This is a genomic window from Streptomyces sp. MMBL 11-1, assembly GCF_028622875.1.
In the GTDB taxonomy this organism is placed as follows: Bacteria; Actinomycetota; Actinomycetes; order Streptomycetales; family Streptomycetaceae; genus Streptomyces.
The window spans coordinates 4,939,054-4,954,993 of record NZ_CP117709.1 but is presented as its reverse complement, the minus strand read 5'-3'; the positions used below and the strand labels follow the sequence as shown (position 1 = coordinate 4,954,993).

General features: G+C 72.9%; 13 protein-coding genes and 1 riboswitch. Of the genes, 7 read left to right on the top strand and 6 right to left on the bottom strand.

The window, feature by feature from the left end:
* Nucleotides 1–108: 108 nt before the first annotated feature.
* Complete coding sequence (locus PSQ21_RS21990) at nt 109–1,785, top strand: DUF5691 domain-containing protein (protein ID WP_274032302.1); 1,677 nt, start codon at nt 109–111, stop codon at nt 1,783–1,785.
* 143 nt (nt 1,786–1,928) lie between these two features.
* Here the strand turns inward: PSQ21_RS21990 and PSQ21_RS21985 are convergent, their stop codons facing one another.
* Complete coding sequence (locus PSQ21_RS21985) at nt 1,929–2,342, bottom strand: cobalamin B12-binding domain-containing protein (RefSeq protein ID WP_097870748.1); 414 nt, start codon at nt 2,340–2,342, stop codon at nt 1,929–1,931.
* A gap of 453 nt (nt 2,343–2,795) precedes the next feature.
* Here PSQ21_RS21985 and PSQ21_RS21980 point away from each other — a divergent pair, with 453 nt between their 5' ends.
* Nucleotides 2,796–3,668 (top strand): lipase family alpha/beta hydrolase, encoded by an 873-nt coding sequence (locus PSQ21_RS21980; protein ID WP_274035878.1) that lies wholly within the window; start codon nt 2,796–2,798, stop codon nt 3,666–3,668.
* Between the two features lie 203 nt (nt 3,669–3,871).
* Nucleotides 3,872–5,653 carry a M23 family metallopeptidase gene (locus PSQ21_RS21975; RefSeq protein WP_274032301.1) on the top strand — a complete coding sequence of 594 codons (1,782 nt, stop codon included), beginning with the start codon at nt 3,872–3,874 and terminating at the stop codon, nt 5,651–5,653.
* Between the two features lie 112 nt (nt 5,654–5,765).
* Here PSQ21_RS21975 and pcrA read toward each other — a convergent pair whose 3' ends face one another.
* Nucleotides 5,766–8,207 (bottom strand): DNA helicase PcrA, encoded by a 2,442-nt coding sequence (pcrA, locus tag PSQ21_RS21970; protein WP_274032300.1) that lies wholly within the window; start codon nt 8,205–8,207, stop codon nt 5,766–5,768.
* 280 nt (nt 8,208–8,487) lie between these two features.
* A riboswitch (cyclic di-AMP (ydaO/yuaA leader) is annotated at nt 8,488–8,654 on the top strand.
* Between pcrA and PSQ21_RS21965 the strand changes: the two genes are divergently transcribed.
* The gene (locus PSQ21_RS21965) at nt 8,653–9,849 is read left to right on the top strand and encodes a C40 family peptidase (protein WP_274032299.1); all 1,197 of its coding nucleotides are present in this window, start codon (nt 8,653–8,655) and stop codon (nt 9,847–9,849) included. (Overlaps the previous riboswitch by 2 nt.)
* A 45-nt stretch (nt 9,850–9,894) precedes the next feature.
* Here the strand turns inward: PSQ21_RS21965 and PSQ21_RS21960 are convergent, their stop codons facing one another.
* Nucleotides 9,895–10,248 carry a hypothetical protein gene (locus PSQ21_RS21960; RefSeq protein WP_274032298.1) on the bottom strand — a complete coding sequence of 118 codons (354 nt, stop codon included), beginning with the start codon at nt 10,246–10,248 and terminating at the stop codon, nt 9,895–9,897.
* 266 nt (nt 10,249–10,514) lie between these two features.
* Between PSQ21_RS21960 and PSQ21_RS21955 the strand changes: the two genes are divergently transcribed.
* The gene (locus PSQ21_RS21955) at nt 10,515–11,591 is read left to right on the top strand and encodes a C40 family peptidase (RefSeq protein WP_274032295.1); all 1,077 of its coding nucleotides are present in this window, start codon (nt 10,515–10,517) and stop codon (nt 11,589–11,591) included.
* Between the two features lie 88 nt (nt 11,592–11,679).
* Here PSQ21_RS21955 and PSQ21_RS21950 read toward each other — a convergent pair whose 3' ends face one another.
* Together PSQ21_RS21950 and PSQ21_RS21945 are read right to left on the bottom strand one after the other, a co-directional pair.
* A complete protein-coding gene (locus PSQ21_RS21950) occupies nt 11,680–12,375 on the bottom strand; it encodes a LuxR C-terminal-related transcriptional regulator (protein WP_007450924.1) in 696 nt (231 codons plus the stop codon).
* Nucleotides 12,372–13,658 carry an ATP-binding protein gene (locus tag PSQ21_RS21945; protein ID WP_274032294.1) on the bottom strand — a complete coding sequence of 429 codons (1,287 nt, stop codon included), beginning with the start codon at nt 13,656–13,658 and terminating at the stop codon, nt 12,372–12,374. Before PSQ21_RS21945 ends, PSQ21_RS21950 begins: the two co-directional genes overlap by 4 nt.
* A 216-nt stretch (nt 13,659–13,874) precedes the next feature.
* On the opposite strand from PSQ21_RS21945, the gene PSQ21_RS21940 reads away from it, so the two are divergent.
* Together PSQ21_RS21940 and PSQ21_RS21935 are read left to right on the top strand one after the other, a co-directional pair.
* Nucleotides 13,875–15,224, top strand: coding sequence for a PspC domain-containing protein (locus PSQ21_RS21940; RefSeq protein WP_274032293.1), 1,350 nt, complete (start codon nt 13,875–13,877; stop codon nt 15,222–15,224).
* Nucleotides 15,211–15,474 carry a hypothetical protein gene (locus PSQ21_RS21935; RefSeq protein ID WP_030628728.1) on the top strand — a complete coding sequence of 88 codons (264 nt, stop codon included), beginning with the start codon at nt 15,211–15,213 and terminating at the stop codon, nt 15,472–15,474. The genes PSQ21_RS21940 and PSQ21_RS21935 overlap by 14 nt, the downstream gene beginning before the upstream one ends.
* On the opposite strand, the gene PSQ21_RS21930 is transcribed toward PSQ21_RS21935, so the two are convergent.
* Nucleotides 15,381–15,890, bottom strand: coding sequence for a DoxX family protein (locus tag PSQ21_RS21930; RefSeq protein WP_274032290.1), 510 nt, complete (start codon nt 15,888–15,890; stop codon nt 15,381–15,383). The two genes, PSQ21_RS21935 and PSQ21_RS21930, sit on opposite strands and share 94 nt — an antisense overlap.
* Between the last annotated feature and the right edge of the window lie 50 nt (nt 15,891–15,940).

Below are 15,940 nucleotides of genomic sequence, written 5' to 3'. Positions count from 1 at the left end.
TCGCCGCACCCCGCCCGGCGCACCGATATCTCGCCCGGCGCACCAGCAGCCCCCGGTGCAGCCCGCCCCAGTCCGACATCCGCGCATTTCCGCCGCTGGAGGGGAAAGATGCCTCGCACGACCAGCCCCACCGCAACCACCGATACCGATACCGATACCGATGCCGCCACGGCGGCCACCGCTCACGCCTCCGTCGGCTCCCTCCCCTGGGAGGAGCTGGTCACCTCGGCGCTCCTGGGCACCGACCGCCGTCCTCCGACGCCACGCGGCGGCCCCGTACCGGCCGATGCTCCGGCGGCCCTGCTGCACGCCGCCGCGCTGCACACCGTGCGGCAGCGGGCCGGGCTGCTGCCGGCCGTGCCGGAGGCGCGGCCCGAGCCCGCAGCCCCGGATCCCCGGCCTGCGCTCCCCGAGGCCGCCCGGCGCAGGCTCGCCCACCTGCTGGACGGCCGTGCCGCGCCTTCGGGCGGCGGGCGGCGCGGTGCGGCACCCGACCTCACCGAGCTGATTCCGCAGTGGCTGGCCACCGCCAACCGGAAGGGTTTCCGCGCCCCGGCGGCCCTGTTGCCGGCGCTGCTGGACGCCGCCCGCGCCCGTACGGACCTGCGCCCGCAGGCGCTCGCGTTCGCCGGGCCGCGCGGTCTGTGGCTGGCCGGGCTGAATCCCGACTGGAAGTTCGCCCTGCGGGGCGCGGCGAGCGGCGCGCTCCACCCCGACATCGCGGATCCGGAAGCGGTGGGCCGGCTGTGGGAGGAGGGACTGTTCGCGGAACGGGTCGCGCTGCTCGACGCCGTACGGGCGCAGGATCCGCCCGCCGCGCTCGCCCTGCTCGCCACCACCTGGCCGGCCGAACGGGCCGAGGACCGGCTGATGTTCCTGGACTCCCTGCGGTCCGGGCTCGGGGGCGACGACGAACCGTTCCTGGAGCAGGCCCTGTCCGACCGCAGCCGCAACGTCCGCGCCACCGCCGCCGAACTGCTGTCCGCCCTGCCCGAGTCGGCGCTCGCCGGACGGATGGCGGCCCGCGCGACGTCCTGCGTGAACCTGGACCGTACGGGGGACATCGCCTCCATATCCGTGGAGGCACCGCACGAGTGCGACGCGGGAATGCAGCGCGACGGCGTCGCCGCGGTCCCACCAACCGGCCGGGGCGAACGGTCCTGGTGGCTTGGCCAGTTGGTGGAAGCCACCCCGCTCGACGTCTGGGAGCGGCGGTTCGGCGGGCGTCCCGCCGAGGAGATCGTGGCCCTGCCCGTCGCCGACGACTGGGCGGGCGAGCTGCACGCCGCCTGGTGTCGGGCGGCCGTGCGACAGCGGAATCCGCGGTGGGCCCGAGCCCTGCTCGGGCGCCCCTCGGCACCCCCGGCGAGCGGCCCCGGGACGGCCTCGATCGCCGAGCGCTCGAAGCTCCTCGCGATCCTGGACCAGGCCGAACGCGCTTCCTGGGTGGCCGCGTTCATCGCCGCGCACGGCCTCTCGGAGGCGTTCCAGCTGCTCGGGGTGTGCACGGTCCCCTGGGCCGGGCCGCTCGGGCGCGCGGTGGTCGACGCTCTCGACATCGCCCGGGACGGCGGAAGTTATCCATGGAGCTTCAGCGGAGTGATGGGCCTCGCGGAACGCTGCCTGGATCCGGCCGAGGCCGACCGGCTGGAGGTCCTGACGGCCGCCCAGGACGAACAGGAGGGGGCGTCGCCGGGGGCGGGCGGCTACTGGTCGGAGGCCTTCCAGCGCCTGGTCTCCACCCTGCGGCTGCGCGCCGCGATGGAGGCGGAACTGATGACCTGATGCCGTGACCGGAGCCACAGGACACGGGCCACGAGCCACGAGTAGGAGCGACGAGACAGGAGCGGCGTCGACTTGCTGGAGTGGCGACGGAGCCGCCGCCCGCGCGGGCCCCGTGCGCAGGGGGCCCGCTCCGGGGTCGGCGTTCAGGCCTGGGCGGCCTGGCGGACGTTGGCGTTGACCCACGTGACGATCTCGGTCGTCGTCGCCCCCGGGGTGAACAGCTCGGCGACGCCCAGCTCCTTCAGCGGTGCGATGTCGTCCTCCGGGATGATCCCGCCGCCGAACACCTTGATGTCCTCCGCCTCCCGCTCCTTCAGCAGCTCGATCACCTTGGCGAACAGTGTGTTGTGCGCCCCGGAGAGGATCGAGAGGCCGATGGCGTCGGCGTCCTCCTGGATCGCCGTGTCGACGATCTGCTCGGGCGTCTGGTGGAGCCCCGTGTAGATCACCTCCATACCGGCGTCCCGCAACGCCCGCGCGATGACTTTGGCCCCGCGGTCGTGGCCGTCGAGTCCCGGCTTGGCCACCACCACACGGATCGGACCGGTCACACCCATCACTGCCTCCACCTGGTCTCCCGCGCCTGAAGGGCCGGGGATGTGAACGAACGTTATCCACAGCATCCCGCAAGGCGCTGTTTCGCGGCAGGCGGGGAGGGGGAAATCACACATGGGACATGTTCGCCAGGCGTCGTCCCCCGTGCCACGCGGCGTTCCGGCCGCGCGGGGTCCGGCGCAAGGGGAGCCGCTACGAGGTCTCCGTACCACCGCGCCGCCAGCCGCGCGGCACGGTGGTACGGACCCCGTGCCGTGCGGCCGTCACCGGCCCCGCGGCGGCCCGGCCGTCGTGCCGACACCCCATGAGGGCGTACGGGGACGGGAGCCGCCTCCCCGTACGCCAGTGCAGGAGGCCGGCCCGTGAAGCTCCTCCCTCTTCTTCCCCCGTTGCCCCGCCTCTCCCGCCTGCTTCTTTCCCCGGTGCCCCGCCTCCCCCGCCTGCCGGGCCCCCGGATGTCGTCCGCGCTGCTCGGCGCCACCGCGCTGGAGCTGGCCGTCCTCGCCGGACATCTGGTCGCCTACCCCTTCGGCCTCACCCCGGAGCGTCCCCCGCCGCCCGGCCCGACGCCACGCCCGGCGGGCACCGGCGCCGACCACACCGACGGGGGCGGAGCAGCTCCCCGGCCGGCCACCGGCCACCCGGCCACCGCCCTGCCGGTCGCGGCCGCTGCCGCGCCGCCCGTCGTCCTGCTGCACGGCTTCATCGACAACCGCTCCGTGTTCGTCGTCCTGCGGCGCGCGCTGACCCGGCACGGCCATCGCCACCTGGAATCCCTCAACTACTCCCCGCTGACACGCGACATCCGTACCGCCGCCGAACTGCTCGGGCGGCATGTGGAGGAGATCTGCGTGCGCACCGGGCACAGCCGGGTCGACGTCGTCGGGCACAGCCTCGGCGGCCTGATCGCCCGGTATTACGTACAGCGACTCGGCGGTGACCGGCGGGTGCGCACCCTGGTGACGCTCGGAACCCCGCACGGGGGCACCGCCGTCGCCCCCGGGGCAGGCATTCACCCCATCGTGCGTCAGATGCGCGGAGGTTCCTCCGTGATCGAGGAGCTGCGCACCCCCGCACCCGGCTGCCGTACCCGGTTCGTGAGCTTCTGGAGCGAGTTGGACCAGGTGATGGTGCCCGTGGAAACCGCGTGCGTCGATCATCCCGATCTCGACGCGGTGAACGTACGTGTCACCGGCGTCGGACACCTCGCGCTGCCCGTGCACCCGACGGTGGCCGCCGCGATCCGTGAGGCTCTTGAGGCGCCGGAGGCCGAAGAGGGCACCGCCACCGCCGCCGGGCCCCGCACCGGGGCGACTTCCGCGGCCTGAAATAGAACACCACTCGAACGTAGAGCCAAGGCTGCGTCTGCCGTCCACCGAAAGTCGGCCGATTGCCCGTTTCCTGCGAACGCAAAACCTGTCGAAGATTGTCGTCCTCACATACCGCCGGGTACAGTCGCGGCCACTGCTTCCCCCTGGGACCCCCTGACGGGATCCAGAACAGTCCTGCTGCCGAGGCGAGAGAGAAGTTGGTGAACGACCAGCACCCCCACGCCGGGCCTGTCGGGTACGACGACCGATCGACCGGCGGCTTCGACACCGACCCGCTCTTCGGCTCCCTTCCGGGCGGCCACGACACCGGCCACACCACGGGTCACCCCGCCGCCGGATACGGCGACAGCACCTACGGCACCGGCTACGACACCGCGTACGCGACCGGCCGGCCGGACCACAGCGGCCCGTACGACTCCTCCGCGTGGAACACCGACACCGGCGCACAGCAGACGCCCGCCTACGACGGTTACGCCGCCCAGGAGCAGCAGGCCCCGCAGCAGTGGGACACCTCCGGGGCCTGGCAACAGGTCACCGAACAGGACCTGAGCGGCCAGTGGGCGACCGCCGACACCGGCGCGTTCCCCACCGCCGGCTTCCCCCCGGCCCCGTACGGCACGGACACCGCGTACGCCACGGACGCGTACGACACCGGGGCATACGAGACGGGCTCGTACGACACCTACGACACCGGGACGTACCCGGCCGGCACGGCGTACGGGACGGGCGACGCCCACGGCACCGACTCCTACGAGACCGGGTCGTATCCGACCGGCGCGTACGGCACGGCGGCCGTCGCCGCCGACACCGGCACGTACGCCACCACCGCGTTCACCACCGGCACGTTCGACACGGGCCAGCACGACGCCGGTGCGCACGACACCGGTTCGCATGACACCGGCGCGTACGCGACCGGCGCGTACGGCACGGGTACGTACGACACGGGCGCCTACGACGCCACCGCGTGGAACTCCGGCGCCACGCCCGGGGACACCGCGTACGAACCCGAACAGACGTCGCACTCCCTGTACGAACAGCAGCAGGCCGACGCGGCGGCGCCCGAAGCGGCGGCCGAGCAGGACGGGACGGCGGACGAGCAGGACACCGGCCTCTCCTCCACCGCCGCGTTCGCCGTCCTCCCGCCGGACGCCGCGCCGGAGCCGGACGCCGGGGACGGCTTCCCCGCCCCGCGCTCCGCGAACCGCACCGCCGCCCGTCCCCCCGCTCCCCGTAGCCGGGCCCGTCGGCGTACCCCCGCCAAGCGTTCCGCCCTGCTGACCGTCGCGGTGCCCTCCGCCTGCGTGATGAGCGTCGCTGGCATCGCCGCCGCCTCCGTCGGCGGGATGCCCGGCGGCGACGAGAAGCCGGAGGAGACGACCACCTCACTGGCGGTCGCCGACCCCAGCACGGTCAAGCCGGTCGCCGCGAACAACCGGCTGGACAGCCAGTTGGAGCAGCTCTCCGAGGGCAGCGACGACTTCCGTGAGCGCGCGAGCCGCACCCAGGAGCGCCTCGACCTGCGGGAGCGGCAGGCAGCGGAGAAGAAGAAGCGCGAGGAGGAGGCCGCACGCCGTGAGGCGCTGCGGCCCAAGTTCGTCCTGCCGGTCAAGCAGCACGGGCTGAGCGCCTACTACGGTCAGGCGGGCGTCAACTGGATGTCCGTGCACACGGGCATCGACTTCCCCGTCTCGTACGGCACTCCGGTGATGGCCGCGACCGACGGCACCGTGCGCACCCAGCTGAACAGCGCCTACGGGGTCATGGCCATCGTGACCGCCGCCGACGGCACCGAGACCTGGTACTGCCACCTCAGCAGCACCAAGATCCGCTCGGGCCCGGTGAAGGCCGGTGACGTCATCGCGTACTCCGGTAACTCGGGCAACTCCACCGGTCCGCACCTGCACTTCGAGGTCCGGCCCGGCGGCGGCTCGGCGATCGACCCGCTGGCGTGGCTGCGCAGCAAGGGCGTCGACCCGAGCTGAGACGGAACCACCAGAACGGACAGACGGAAGCGGGTGGGAGGGCCTCGGCCCTCCCACCCGCTTCCGTCTGTCCGGCCCGGCCCGGGCCGGCCCGCCTCGGCGGCCGGCCGGACTACAGCTTCTCGACCGGTGCGTACCGCAGGAGGAGCTTCTTCGGGCGCTCGTCGCCGAAGTCGACCGTCGCCTTGGCCTGGTCGCCGAAGCCCTCGACGGCCGTCACCGTGCCGAGCCCGAACTGGTCGTGCGTGACCCGGTCCCCGGCCACCAGGGTGACCGTCGGCTTCTCCGCACCGCCGCGCCGGGTCGCGAAGCCCGAGGGGCCGGAGCGGGAGCGGGAGGAGGACAGCGAGGACGTGATGCCGGAGGTGGGCCCGGCGGGGGCGGCCATGGGGCCCTTGCGCCGCCAGTCCAGGTGCTGTTCCGGGATCTCCTCCAGGAACCGCGAGGGCGGGTTGTACGAGGGCTGGCCCCAGGCGCTGCGCATCGCGGCCCGGGTCAGATAGAGGCGTTCACGGGCGCGGGTGATGCCGACGTACGCGAGGCGGCGCTCCTCCTCCAGCTCCTTGGTCTGGCCGAGGGCCCGCATGTGCGGGAAGACGCCGTCCTCCATGCCGGTGAGGAAGACGACCGGGAACTCCAGGCCCTTCGCCGTGTGCAGGGTCATCAGCGTGATGACGCCGGAGCCGTCCTCGTCCTCGTCGGGGATCTGGTCGGAGTCGGCGACGAGGGCGACCTTCTCCAGGAACTCCGCGAGCGTGCCCGCGCCCTCCTCGTCGGCGCGCTCCTGCTCGAATTCGAGGGCGACGGCGGCGAGTTCCTGAAGGTTCTCGATGCGGGTCTCGTCCTGCGGGTCGGTGGAGGACTGGAGCTCGGCGAGATAGCCCGTGCGCTCCAGGACCGCCTCCAGGACGACGGCGGGCCCGGCGCCGGACTCGACGATCGTGCGCAGCTCCTCCATCAGCGTGTTGAAGCGCTTGACGGCGTTGGAGGAGCGGGCGGCCATGCCGTACGCCTCGTCGACGCGGCGCAGCGCCTGCGGGAAGGAGATCTTCTCGCGCATCGACAGGGCGTCGATCATGGCTTCGGCGCGGTCGCCGATGCCGCGCTTGGGGACGTTGAGGATGCGGCGCAGCGGGACGGTGTCCTCGGGGTTGGCGAGGACCCGGAGGTAGGCCAGGACGTCCCGGACCTCCTTGCGCTCGTAGAAGCGCACACCGCCGACGACCTTGTAGGGCAGGCCGACGCGGATGAGGATCTCCTCGAAGACACGGGACTGGGCGTTGGTCCGGTAGAAGACGGCGACGTCCCCCGCCTTGGCGTCGCCCGCGTCGGTGAGCCGGTCGATCTCGTCGGCGACGAACTGCGCCTCGTCGTGCTCGGTGTCGGCGACGTAGCCGGTGATGCGGGCGCCGCCGCCGGCGTTGGTCCAGAGGTTCTTCGGGCGGCGGCTCTCATTGCGCTCGATGACCGCGTTGGCGGCGGAGAGGATCGTCTGCGTGGAGCGGTAGTTCTGCTCCAGGAGGATCGTCGTCGCGCTCGGGTAGTCCTCCTCGAACTGGAGGATGTTGCGGATGGTCGCGCCCCGGAAGGCGTAGATCGACTGGTCCGCGTCGCCCACCACGCACAGCTCGGCGGGGGCGTCGGCCTCCCCGGCCGGGCCGACCAGCTCCCGTACCAGCGTGTACTGGGCGTGGTTGGTGTCCTGGTACTCGTCGACGAGGACGTGGCGGAAGCGGCGGCGGTAGTGCTCGGCGACGTCCGGGAAGGCCTGGAGCAGGTGGACCGTCGTCATGATGATGTCGTCGAAGTCCAGGGCGTTGGCCTCGCGCAGGCGGGCCTGGTAGAGCGCGTACGCCTGGGCGAGGGTCTTCTCGAAGCCATCCGCCGCCTGCCCGGCGAAGGTCTCCTCGTCGATGAGCTCGTTCTTGAGGTTGGAGACCTTGGCGGTGAAGGACTTCGGCGGGAACCGCTTCGGGTCCAGGTCGAGGTCGCGGCAGACCAGGGCCATCAGACGCTTGGAGTCGGCGGCGTCGTAGATCGAGAACGACGAGGTGAAGCCGAGCTTCTTCGACTCGCGGCGCAGGATGCGGACGCACGCGCTGTGGAAGGTCATGACCCACATCGCGTTGGCCCGGGGGCCGACGAGCTGCTCGACGCGCTCCTTCATCTCGCCCGCGGCCTTGTTGGTGAAGGTGATCGCGAGGATCTGCCCGGGGTGCGTCCCGCGCTCGGCCAGCAGGTGGGCGATGCGGTGGGTGAGGACCCGGGTCTTGCCGGAGCCGGCCCCGGCGACGATGAGCAACGGGGACCCGGCGTGCACGACGGCGGCGCGCTGCTCGGTGTTCAGCCCGTCGAGCAGCGCGGCGGAGTCGATCACCGGGCGCGCGTGACCGTCCCGGTAGTACCCGTCCCGGGGCGGCGGGGGCGCGTCGTAGACGCCCGCGAAGAGTCCCTCCGGCACCGCTTCGGGCGCGTGGTCCTCGGGGGGCGGCGGGGGGCCGTCCTCCACGGGCTGGAGGCCGGTCAGGAAACTGTCGTCAAAGAGGCTGCTCATCGCCTCCCGAGTCTAGGCGGCCGGACTGACAAGCTGCTGCCGAAGCCGGGAAGCGGCCACTCGCCCCGGGGAATCGCCCGCCCCTCACCCGTACGCACGGAGAGCGGACGTCGACGTTCCGTGAAGGAGCGCCCGGTCGGAGGGGGTGCCCGGCCCCCGATCCGGAAAGGTCACGAAAATGTATCGGGCATATCGCTCATCGTCCTTCCCAGCGGCGGGGCCGGTTGGCTAGCGTGCTCGGTCAGGTGGCCCGTACCTCCCTGGGGCGAACCACGCCCGACGGGCACCTCTGCCGAATCCGTCCTGCCTCCCTGGCAGTCCGGAACCGGGGACCCACACGCAGAACCGGGGTGAATCGGTCCGTGACCTCGCATCCGGACCGTAGGACAGCCTTCCGTTCCGTCCGAACCCGACAGCTAACCCGGTAGGCGGTCCACGGAAGGAGATGCCGGTCTTGGCATCGCATCGCAAGCCGCGCGCGAAGGTGCGCACCACCACCCCCGCCGTCGGGCTGACGACGGCCGCTCTCGCCTCCGTGACGCTGCTCTCCACGCAGAGCGCCACGGCCGCGCCCGCGGAGCCGAAACCCGCCATCGAGGAAGTCCAGAAGAAGGTCGACGCCCTGTACCGGCAGGCGGGCGCCGCGACGCAGGAGTACAACCGGGCCAAGGCCGCCTCCGCCTCCCAGCGGACGAAGGTCGACACGCTGCTCTCCGACGTGGCGAAGCAGGCCGAGAAGATCAACGAGGCGCGCAGGGCGCTGGGCTCCTACGCGGCGGCCCAGTACCGCAACGGGGGCATCGCGCCCGCGGCGACCTTCTTCCTGGCGGACAACCCGCAGGGGTACTTCGACCAGAGCCGGCTGATGGACCGGGCGACGGAGCGGCAGCAGAAGGCCGTCGCCGAGGTCCGTACGCAGCAGGCCTCGGCGGCGAAGAAGCGCGCGGAGGCGGTGAAGAGCCTGGAGACCCTCACCGAGACGCAGGCCACGCTGGCCTCCAGCAAGAAGGACGTGCAGTCCAGGCTCACCGAGGCCCGGAGCCTGCTGTCGAGGCTGACCGCCGAGGAGAAGGCGCGGCTGGCGGAGCTGGAGCGCAGACAGGAGGCCGAGGCAAAGGAGAAGGCGGCGAAGCTGGCCGCCCGGCAGGCCGCCGAGGCGAAGGAGCGGGCCGAGGCCGAGGAGAAGGCCCGCGAGGAGGCCGCGAAGGAGTCCGGCGGCGGTTCGGGCACCGGCACCGGCTCCGGCTCAGGTACGGGCACGGGCTCGGGCACCGGCGCGGACAGCGGCTACGCCGCCAAGGCGGAGAAGGTGCTGGCCTTCGCCCGCGCCCAGATCGGGAAGCCGTACGTGTGGGGCGCGACGGGCCCGTCCAGTTACGACTGCTCGGGGCTGACGCAGGCGGCGTGGCGGGAGGCGGGCGTGACCCTGCCCCGGACGACCTGGGACCAGGTGGAGGTCGGGACGCGGGTCGCCACGTCGGACCTCCAGCCCGGAGACCTGGTCTTCTTCTACGACGACATCAGCCACGTCGGCATCTACAAGGGCGACGGGATGATGATCCACGCCCCGAAGCCGGGTGCGAACGTGCGCGAGGAGTCGATCTACTCCATGCCGATCCACGGCAGCGTGCGCCCCGCGTGACGCGCGCCGGGGGGCGGCCCTTCGGCGGCCGCCCCCCGGGGAGGCTCAGGTCCAGACCGTGGCGAGGAAGATGTTGACGACCGTCAGTCCGCCGACCGCGGCGAACGCGCCCTTGTCCACCGTCTCGTCGTCCCGCTTGACGTAGACGAGGGCGAGGATCACGACCAGCAGCGCGAGCTTGATGCCGATCTTGACGTGGTTCACGGTCTGGTCGTCGGCCTCATTGAGTCCGACCAGGGCGACGCCGGTGACGAGCATGGTCAGCGCGCCGTGCAGCATGGCGGGGGTGAAGCGGGCGGTGCCCGCCCCCATGGCCTTCATCTGCGTCAGGAAGCCGCCCAGCAGGGAGGCGATGCCGATGATGTGCAGGGCGACGAAGACATTGATGAGTACGTCCATGGCTCCGGAGCCTAGCCAGGGCCGCTCCTCCCCCACGCAGTGAGGCAAGCCTTCCCTGGGCGCTTTCCTCACTCGTGAACCAATTGCCCATTCCTTGCGCTGATTGCCCGGCAACAGGCTCCCGTTCTCGATCAGATGCGGCCGTCGAAACGTCACATCAGGGCAATAGCCGTCATGGGGATTCTTTTCCCCGCACCCGGAATAGCGTCCTGCACGGGCCCGCCGGCATCCCCCGGCGGGCATCCGACAGAAAGGATGCCGCCCCCGTGGCAGCGCACCGCAGGTCAGCTCACCGAAAACCCGAGCAGCGCCCGGTCACCGGCCCCGCCGCCCGCACCGCCGCCGCCCTGGCGCTCGCCGGGGCGGCCACCGTCGGCTCGGTCTCCGGGGCGGGCGCGGCCCCCGCCGAACCGGCCCCCACCGCCGCGCGGGTCAAGGCGGAGGTCGACCGGCTGTACCACGACGCCGAGGCCGCCACCGAGAAGTACAACGGGGCGAAGGAGAAGGCGGCCACCGCCACCCGCGCCGTCGACGCCCTCGCCGACGAGGCCGCCCGCCGCACCGCACGCCTCAACACCGCCCGGCACGCACTGGGTTCGCTGGCCACCGCTCAGTACCGCAGCGGCACCCTCGACCCGGCCCTGCAGCTGGCGCTCTCCTCCGACCCCGACACCTATCTGCAACGCGCCTCCTACCTCGACCGGGCGGGCGACCGGCAGAGCGGCCTCCTGCGCGGCATCCGGCGGCAGGTCTCGCAGCTCACCCGCGTCAAGGCCCGCGCCGACCAGGAGACCGAACGCCTCGCCGCCCACAGGGCCGAGCTGCGCGAACACCGCACCGCGATCCGCGCCAAACTGGCCGACGCCCGCAGGCTGCTGGACACGCTGACCGCCGACGAGCGCGCCGCCTACGAACGCGGGGCCGACGCCCGGCACGGCGGCGGCCCGGCCCGCGCCGGCCGCTCTGCCGCCCGCGCCCCGGTAGCCGCGCCCGACTCCCGCGCCGCGCGGGCCATCGCCTTCGCGCACGGTGCGATCGGCAAGCCGTACGTCTGGGGCGCGACGGGCCCGAACGCCTTCGACTGCTCGGGCCTGACCCAGGCCGCCTGGAAAGCGGCGGGTGTGAGCCTGCCGCGCACCACATACACCCAGATCAACGCCGGAGCCCGGGTCCCCCGCTCCGAACTGGCCCCGGGCGACCTGGTGTTCTTCTACTCCGGGATCAGCCACGTCGGCCTCTACATCGGCGACGGCCGGATGATCCACGCCCCGCGCCCCGGAGCACCGGTCCGCATCGCGCCCGTCGACGACATGCCTTTCGCCGGAGCGACCCGGGTGGCGTAGTCCGCCGCACGGGACGTCCTCGACGGGCGGGCCGGCCGGGGCGGGAGACCGTTGAGGGCTGCCCCGGCTCACTGACGGCTGCCCCTGCTCAGACCAGGCGGCGTGCCGTCGCCCACCGGGTCAGTTCGTGCCGGTTGGAGAGCTGGAGCTTCCGGAGGACCGCCGAGACGTGCGACTCGACCGTCTTCACCGAGATGAACAGCTGCTTGGCGATCTCCTTGTACGCGTAGCCGCGGGCGATCAGCCGCAGCACCTCGCGCTCGCGCTGGGTGAGGCGGTCCAGGTCCTCGTCGACCGGCGGGGCGTCCGTGGAGGCGAAGGCGTCCAGGACGAAGCCGGCCAGCCGCGGCGAGAAGACCGCGTCGCCCTCCTGGACCCGGAAGACCGAGTTCACCAGGTCGGTGCCGGTGATCGTCTTGGTGACGTAGCCGCGCGCGCCGCCGCGGATGACGCCGATGACGTCCTCCGCGGCGTCCGAGACGGAGAGCGCGAGGAAGCGGACCGGGTTCTCGGCGGTGCCCATCATGGGGGCGCAGCGGCGGAGCACCTCGACGCCGCCGCCGCCCGGGAGGTGGACGTCGAGGAGGACGACCTCGGGGCGGGTCGCCGTGATGACGGTGACCGCCTGGTCGACGTCGGCGGCCTCGCCGACCACCTCGACGCCGGTCTCCTCGGTGCGGCCGATCTCGGCCTGCACCCCGGTGCGGAACATCCGGTGGTCGTCGACGAGCACGACCCGTACCCGTCGCTCCGGGCCCCCGGTGGCTTCGGTGTTCTCGGTCATTCGCTCGCCCTCTCCATCTCCAGCTCGACCTCGGTGCCCCCGCCGGGCACCGAACGCAGCCGGGCGCTGCCGCCGTTGCGCTGCATCCGGCCGATGATTGATTCTCGTACGCCCATCCGGTCCCCGGGAACCTCGTCGAGGTCGAACCCCGGGCCCCGGTCCCGTACGGAGACGAAGACGGTGCGGCCCTCGACCTCCGCGAAGACCTGGACGGCGCCGCCCTCGCCACCGTACTTGGCGGCGTTGACCATCGCCTCGCGCGCGGCCTGCATCTGTGCTGTCAGCTTGTCGTCGAGGGGGCAGTCGCCGACGACGACGACCTCCAGGGGGACGCCGTGCTTGTCCTCGACCTCGGCGGCGGACCGTTTGACCGCCTCCGCCAGGGTCTCCGGCTCCTCGTCCTCGTCCTTGCCGGTGCCCTCGGGATTGTAGAGCCAGTTGCGCAGCTCGCGTTCCTGGGCGCGGGCGAGGCGTCTGACCTCGCCGCCGTCGTCGGCGTTGCGCTGGATCAGGGTGAGGGTGTGCAGCACGGAGTCGTGGACGTGGGCGGCGACCTCGGCCCGCTCCTGGGCGCGGATGCGCATCAGGCGCTCCTCGGAGAGGTCCTGGGTCATCCGCACCAGGTAGGGGCCGGCGAGCAGGGCGATGCCGGTGAGGACGGCGATGGCGGCGGTGAGGACGTTGCCGAGCTGGGCGGCCGAGCCGCGCACCACCAGGAACACGGCGAGGCCGAGGCCGACGAGGGCCACTCCGGCGAGGCCGCGGGCCAGGTGGAGCAGCTTGCGGTTGCGGCCGGTCTCCATCCAGCGGGCGCGGCGGGCGTTGTCCGCCTGCCGCCAGACCAGGACGGAGCCCGCGCCGATCAGGAGGGTGGGCCAGATGTAGCGCCCGGCCTCGCTGCCCATGTCGACGTTGACGACGAACGCGATGGCTCCGACGGTCAGGGCGACCAGCGCGAAGACCTGGCCCCTGTCCGGTTTACGGAGCTTGCGGCGGCCGTCCGCCGAGATCTCGAACACCGAGCGCGGGGCGTCGACGCCGCCGACGCCGAGCGGGACGACGATCCAGAACACCGCGTAGAGGACCGCGCCGAGGCCGTCGGTGAAGAACAGCCCGAGGAAGAGGAACCGCACCCAGGCGACGGGCAGCCCGAGGTGTCCGGCGAGTCCGCGCGCGACGCCGCCGAGCAGCCGGCCGTCGGCGCTGCGGTAGAGCTTGCGCGGCGCGGGCTCCTCCTGGTCGGCGGCGAGGGAGCTGGCGGCTCGGGCGGTGGCGGCTGGCATACCCCGATCGTCACACGTGCGGACGCGGGGCGGCATCAGGGTCGGCCCCCGAAGTGACCCTGATGCTCTCCCCCGCGTACGGCCTGGTGGCAGCCTCCCCTCCCGCTCCGCCCGGCGCGTCCGCCCGGCCCTTCCGGGGCGTACGGGGGCAATATCAGGGACCGGCCAGGGTCGGCGCGGGTCCCGGCGGGCGGTCCGGCCCGTCACCATGGAGGCATGACCGCTCCCTCGGACGCCGCTCCCGGCGTCGCACCCCCCGAAGCGCCGAAGCCGACGCTGCGGCGCACCCCGCGACAGAAGGTCGTCGCCGGGGTGTGCGGCGGACTCGGCCGGTACTGCGATGTGGATCCGGTGATCTTCCGGATCGTGCTCGGTGTGCTGTCGGCGACCGGCGGCATCGGTCTGATCTTCTACGGCTTCGCCTGGCTGCTGCTCCCCGCGGACGGCGACGACGAGAACGAGGCGCGCAAACTGCTGTCGGGCCGGGTCGACGGGGCGTCCCTGGTGGCGCTGCTGCTGGCGCTGATCGGCTGCGGGATGTTCCTGTCGATGCTGCACAACCGGGACATGCTGGCGTTCGCCGCGCTGCTGACGCTGGCCGTCGTCGGCTTCTCCGTGTGGACGCAGTCCCGGTGGACGGCGGGGGCCCCGGAGGACCCGGCGGCTCCGCCCGGCGCACCGGTGGCCCCGCCCGGCCCCGCGCACAGCGGCGGGCTCGGCGCGCCGCCGGAGGTGAAGGCCCCGCCGACGCCGGGCGGGCCGTCGTGGTGGCGGGACCCGATCGTCAAGGACGGGACCACGGGGCCGGTCGGTCCCGGCTATCTGTGGGGTCCGCCGGACACGGACGCCGACGCGGCCCGCGCCGGGGCGAAGGCCGGGCGGCCCGGTCCGGACGCCCCGTTCCTGACGCCGAGGCCGTCGCCCGTGGAGCGCGGGCCGCGCTCCATCGGCGGTCCGGTCTTCCTGACGGCGCTGGTGGCGGGCGGCCTGGGCACCGGGCTGAGCTGGGAGCAGCAGCCGCTGGGCATCGCCCTCCAGATCGGTCTGGTCGCCGCCCTCGCGGTGTTCGGGTTCGGTCTGCTGATCGCCTCGGTGCTGGGGCGGACCGGGTTCGGCACGGTGCTGATGGCGATGGTCACGGCGGGTCTGCTGGCGGGTGCGGCGGTGCTGCCGAAGGACATCGACACGTCGTGGGCCCGCAAGGAGTGGCGGCCCGTCTCGGTGGCGGCCGTGCAGCCGCGGTACGAACTGAGCACGGGCGACGCCCGGCTGGACCTCTCCGGGCTGAAGGTTCCCGAGGGCGGGACCGTGCGCACGGGGCTCGATGTGGCGGCGGGGCGGGCGGCCGTCGTCGTCCCGGAGAACGTGACGGTGAGGGTGCGCGCCGAGGCGGGTCTCGGGGAGATCCGGCTGGAGGAGGGGCAGCGGGTCCAGGTGCGGATCAACAGCGACGAGGCGAAGCAGCGGACGCTGCCGCCGCCGGCGGGCACGAAGCCCGCCGGAACGATCGAACTGGTGCTGGAAGTCGGCATCGGACAGGTGGAGGTCACCCGTGCTGCGTCATGAATTCCGGCCCGGCCGCGCGGTGGCGGGCCTGGCGATGCTGGGCCTGGCCGGAGGGTACGCGGCCGACGCCGCCGGGGCCTGGGAGGTCCCGTGGACGTTCTTCCTGCCGCTGTTCCTGGGCGGACTGTGGCTGGCCGCGACGGTGACGTGGGCCGCCTACATGCTGCGGCGGCGGCGCGAGGCGAGGAAGGCGTCGGCGGAGAACACGGTGGCGCCCGCGAGCACCAGCGGCAGCCACGCCATCAGGTAGGGCAGGTCGTTGCCGTAGTAGTACGGGGTGGCCTGCCAGCTCACGGTCAGCCAGAGGCTCAGCGAGATCAGCGCGCCGCCGAGCGCCGCGAGCCGGGCCCAGAGCCCGACGAGGGTGCCGAGCCCGACGAGGAGTTCCCCGATCGCGATGGCGTGGCCGAAGCCCTCGGGGCTCTTGAGCGCCAGGTCGACGAGGGCGGGGACCGCGGAGGAGTCGCGCACCGAGCGCATCATCTCGCCGATGGAGCCGGTGCCGGTCGCGGACAGGAACGCGCTGTCCGTGAGCTTGTCGAGGCCCGCGTAGACGAAGGTGACGCCGAGGAAGATCCGCAGGGGCAGCAGGGCGTAGGTGCCCGCCTGCTCCCTCAGCGTCCTGCGCTCGCCCAGACCGTACGATCCGCCGCCGTAACCGTTCATCACCGCTGCCCTGCTTCCCGAAGTCCCGTCACCTCGACCATACGTACGCC

Coding starts and splice junctions, on each gene's coding strand:
- PSQ21_RS21990 (WP_274032302.1), top strand. CDS start 109: ATGCCTCGCACGACCAGCCCCACCGCAACCACCGATACCGATACCGAT.
- PSQ21_RS21985 (WP_097870748.1), bottom strand. CDS start 2,342: ATGGGTGTGACCGGTCCGATCCGTGTGGTGGTGGCCAAGCCGGGACTC.
- PSQ21_RS21980 (WP_274035878.1), top strand. CDS start 2,796: ATGTCGTCCGCGCTGCTCGGCGCCACCGCGCTGGAGCTGGCCGTCCTC.
- pcrA (WP_274032300.1), bottom strand. CDS start 8,207: ATGAGCAGCCTCTTTGACGACAGTTTCCTGACCGGCCTCCAGCCCGTG.
- PSQ21_RS21965 (WP_274032299.1), top strand. CDS start 8,653: ATGCCGGTCTTGGCATCGCATCGCAAGCCGCGCGCGAAGGTGCGCACC.
- PSQ21_RS21960 (WP_274032298.1), bottom strand. CDS start 10,248: ATGGACGTACTCATCAATGTCTTCGTCGCCCTGCACATCATCGGCATC.
- PSQ21_RS21950 (WP_007450924.1), bottom strand. CDS start 12,375: ATGACCGAGAACACCGAAGCCACCGGGGGCCCGGAGCGACGGGTACGG.
- PSQ21_RS21945 (WP_274032294.1), bottom strand. CDS start 13,658: ATGCCAGCCGCCACCGCCCGAGCCGCCAGCTCCCTCGCCGCCGACCAG.
- PSQ21_RS21940 (WP_274032293.1), top strand. CDS start 13,875: ATGACCGCTCCCTCGGACGCCGCTCCCGGCGTCGCACCCCCCGAAGCG.
- PSQ21_RS21930 (WP_274032290.1), bottom strand. CDS start 15,890: ATGAACGGTTACGGCGGCGGATCGTACGGTCTGGGCGAGCGCAGGACG.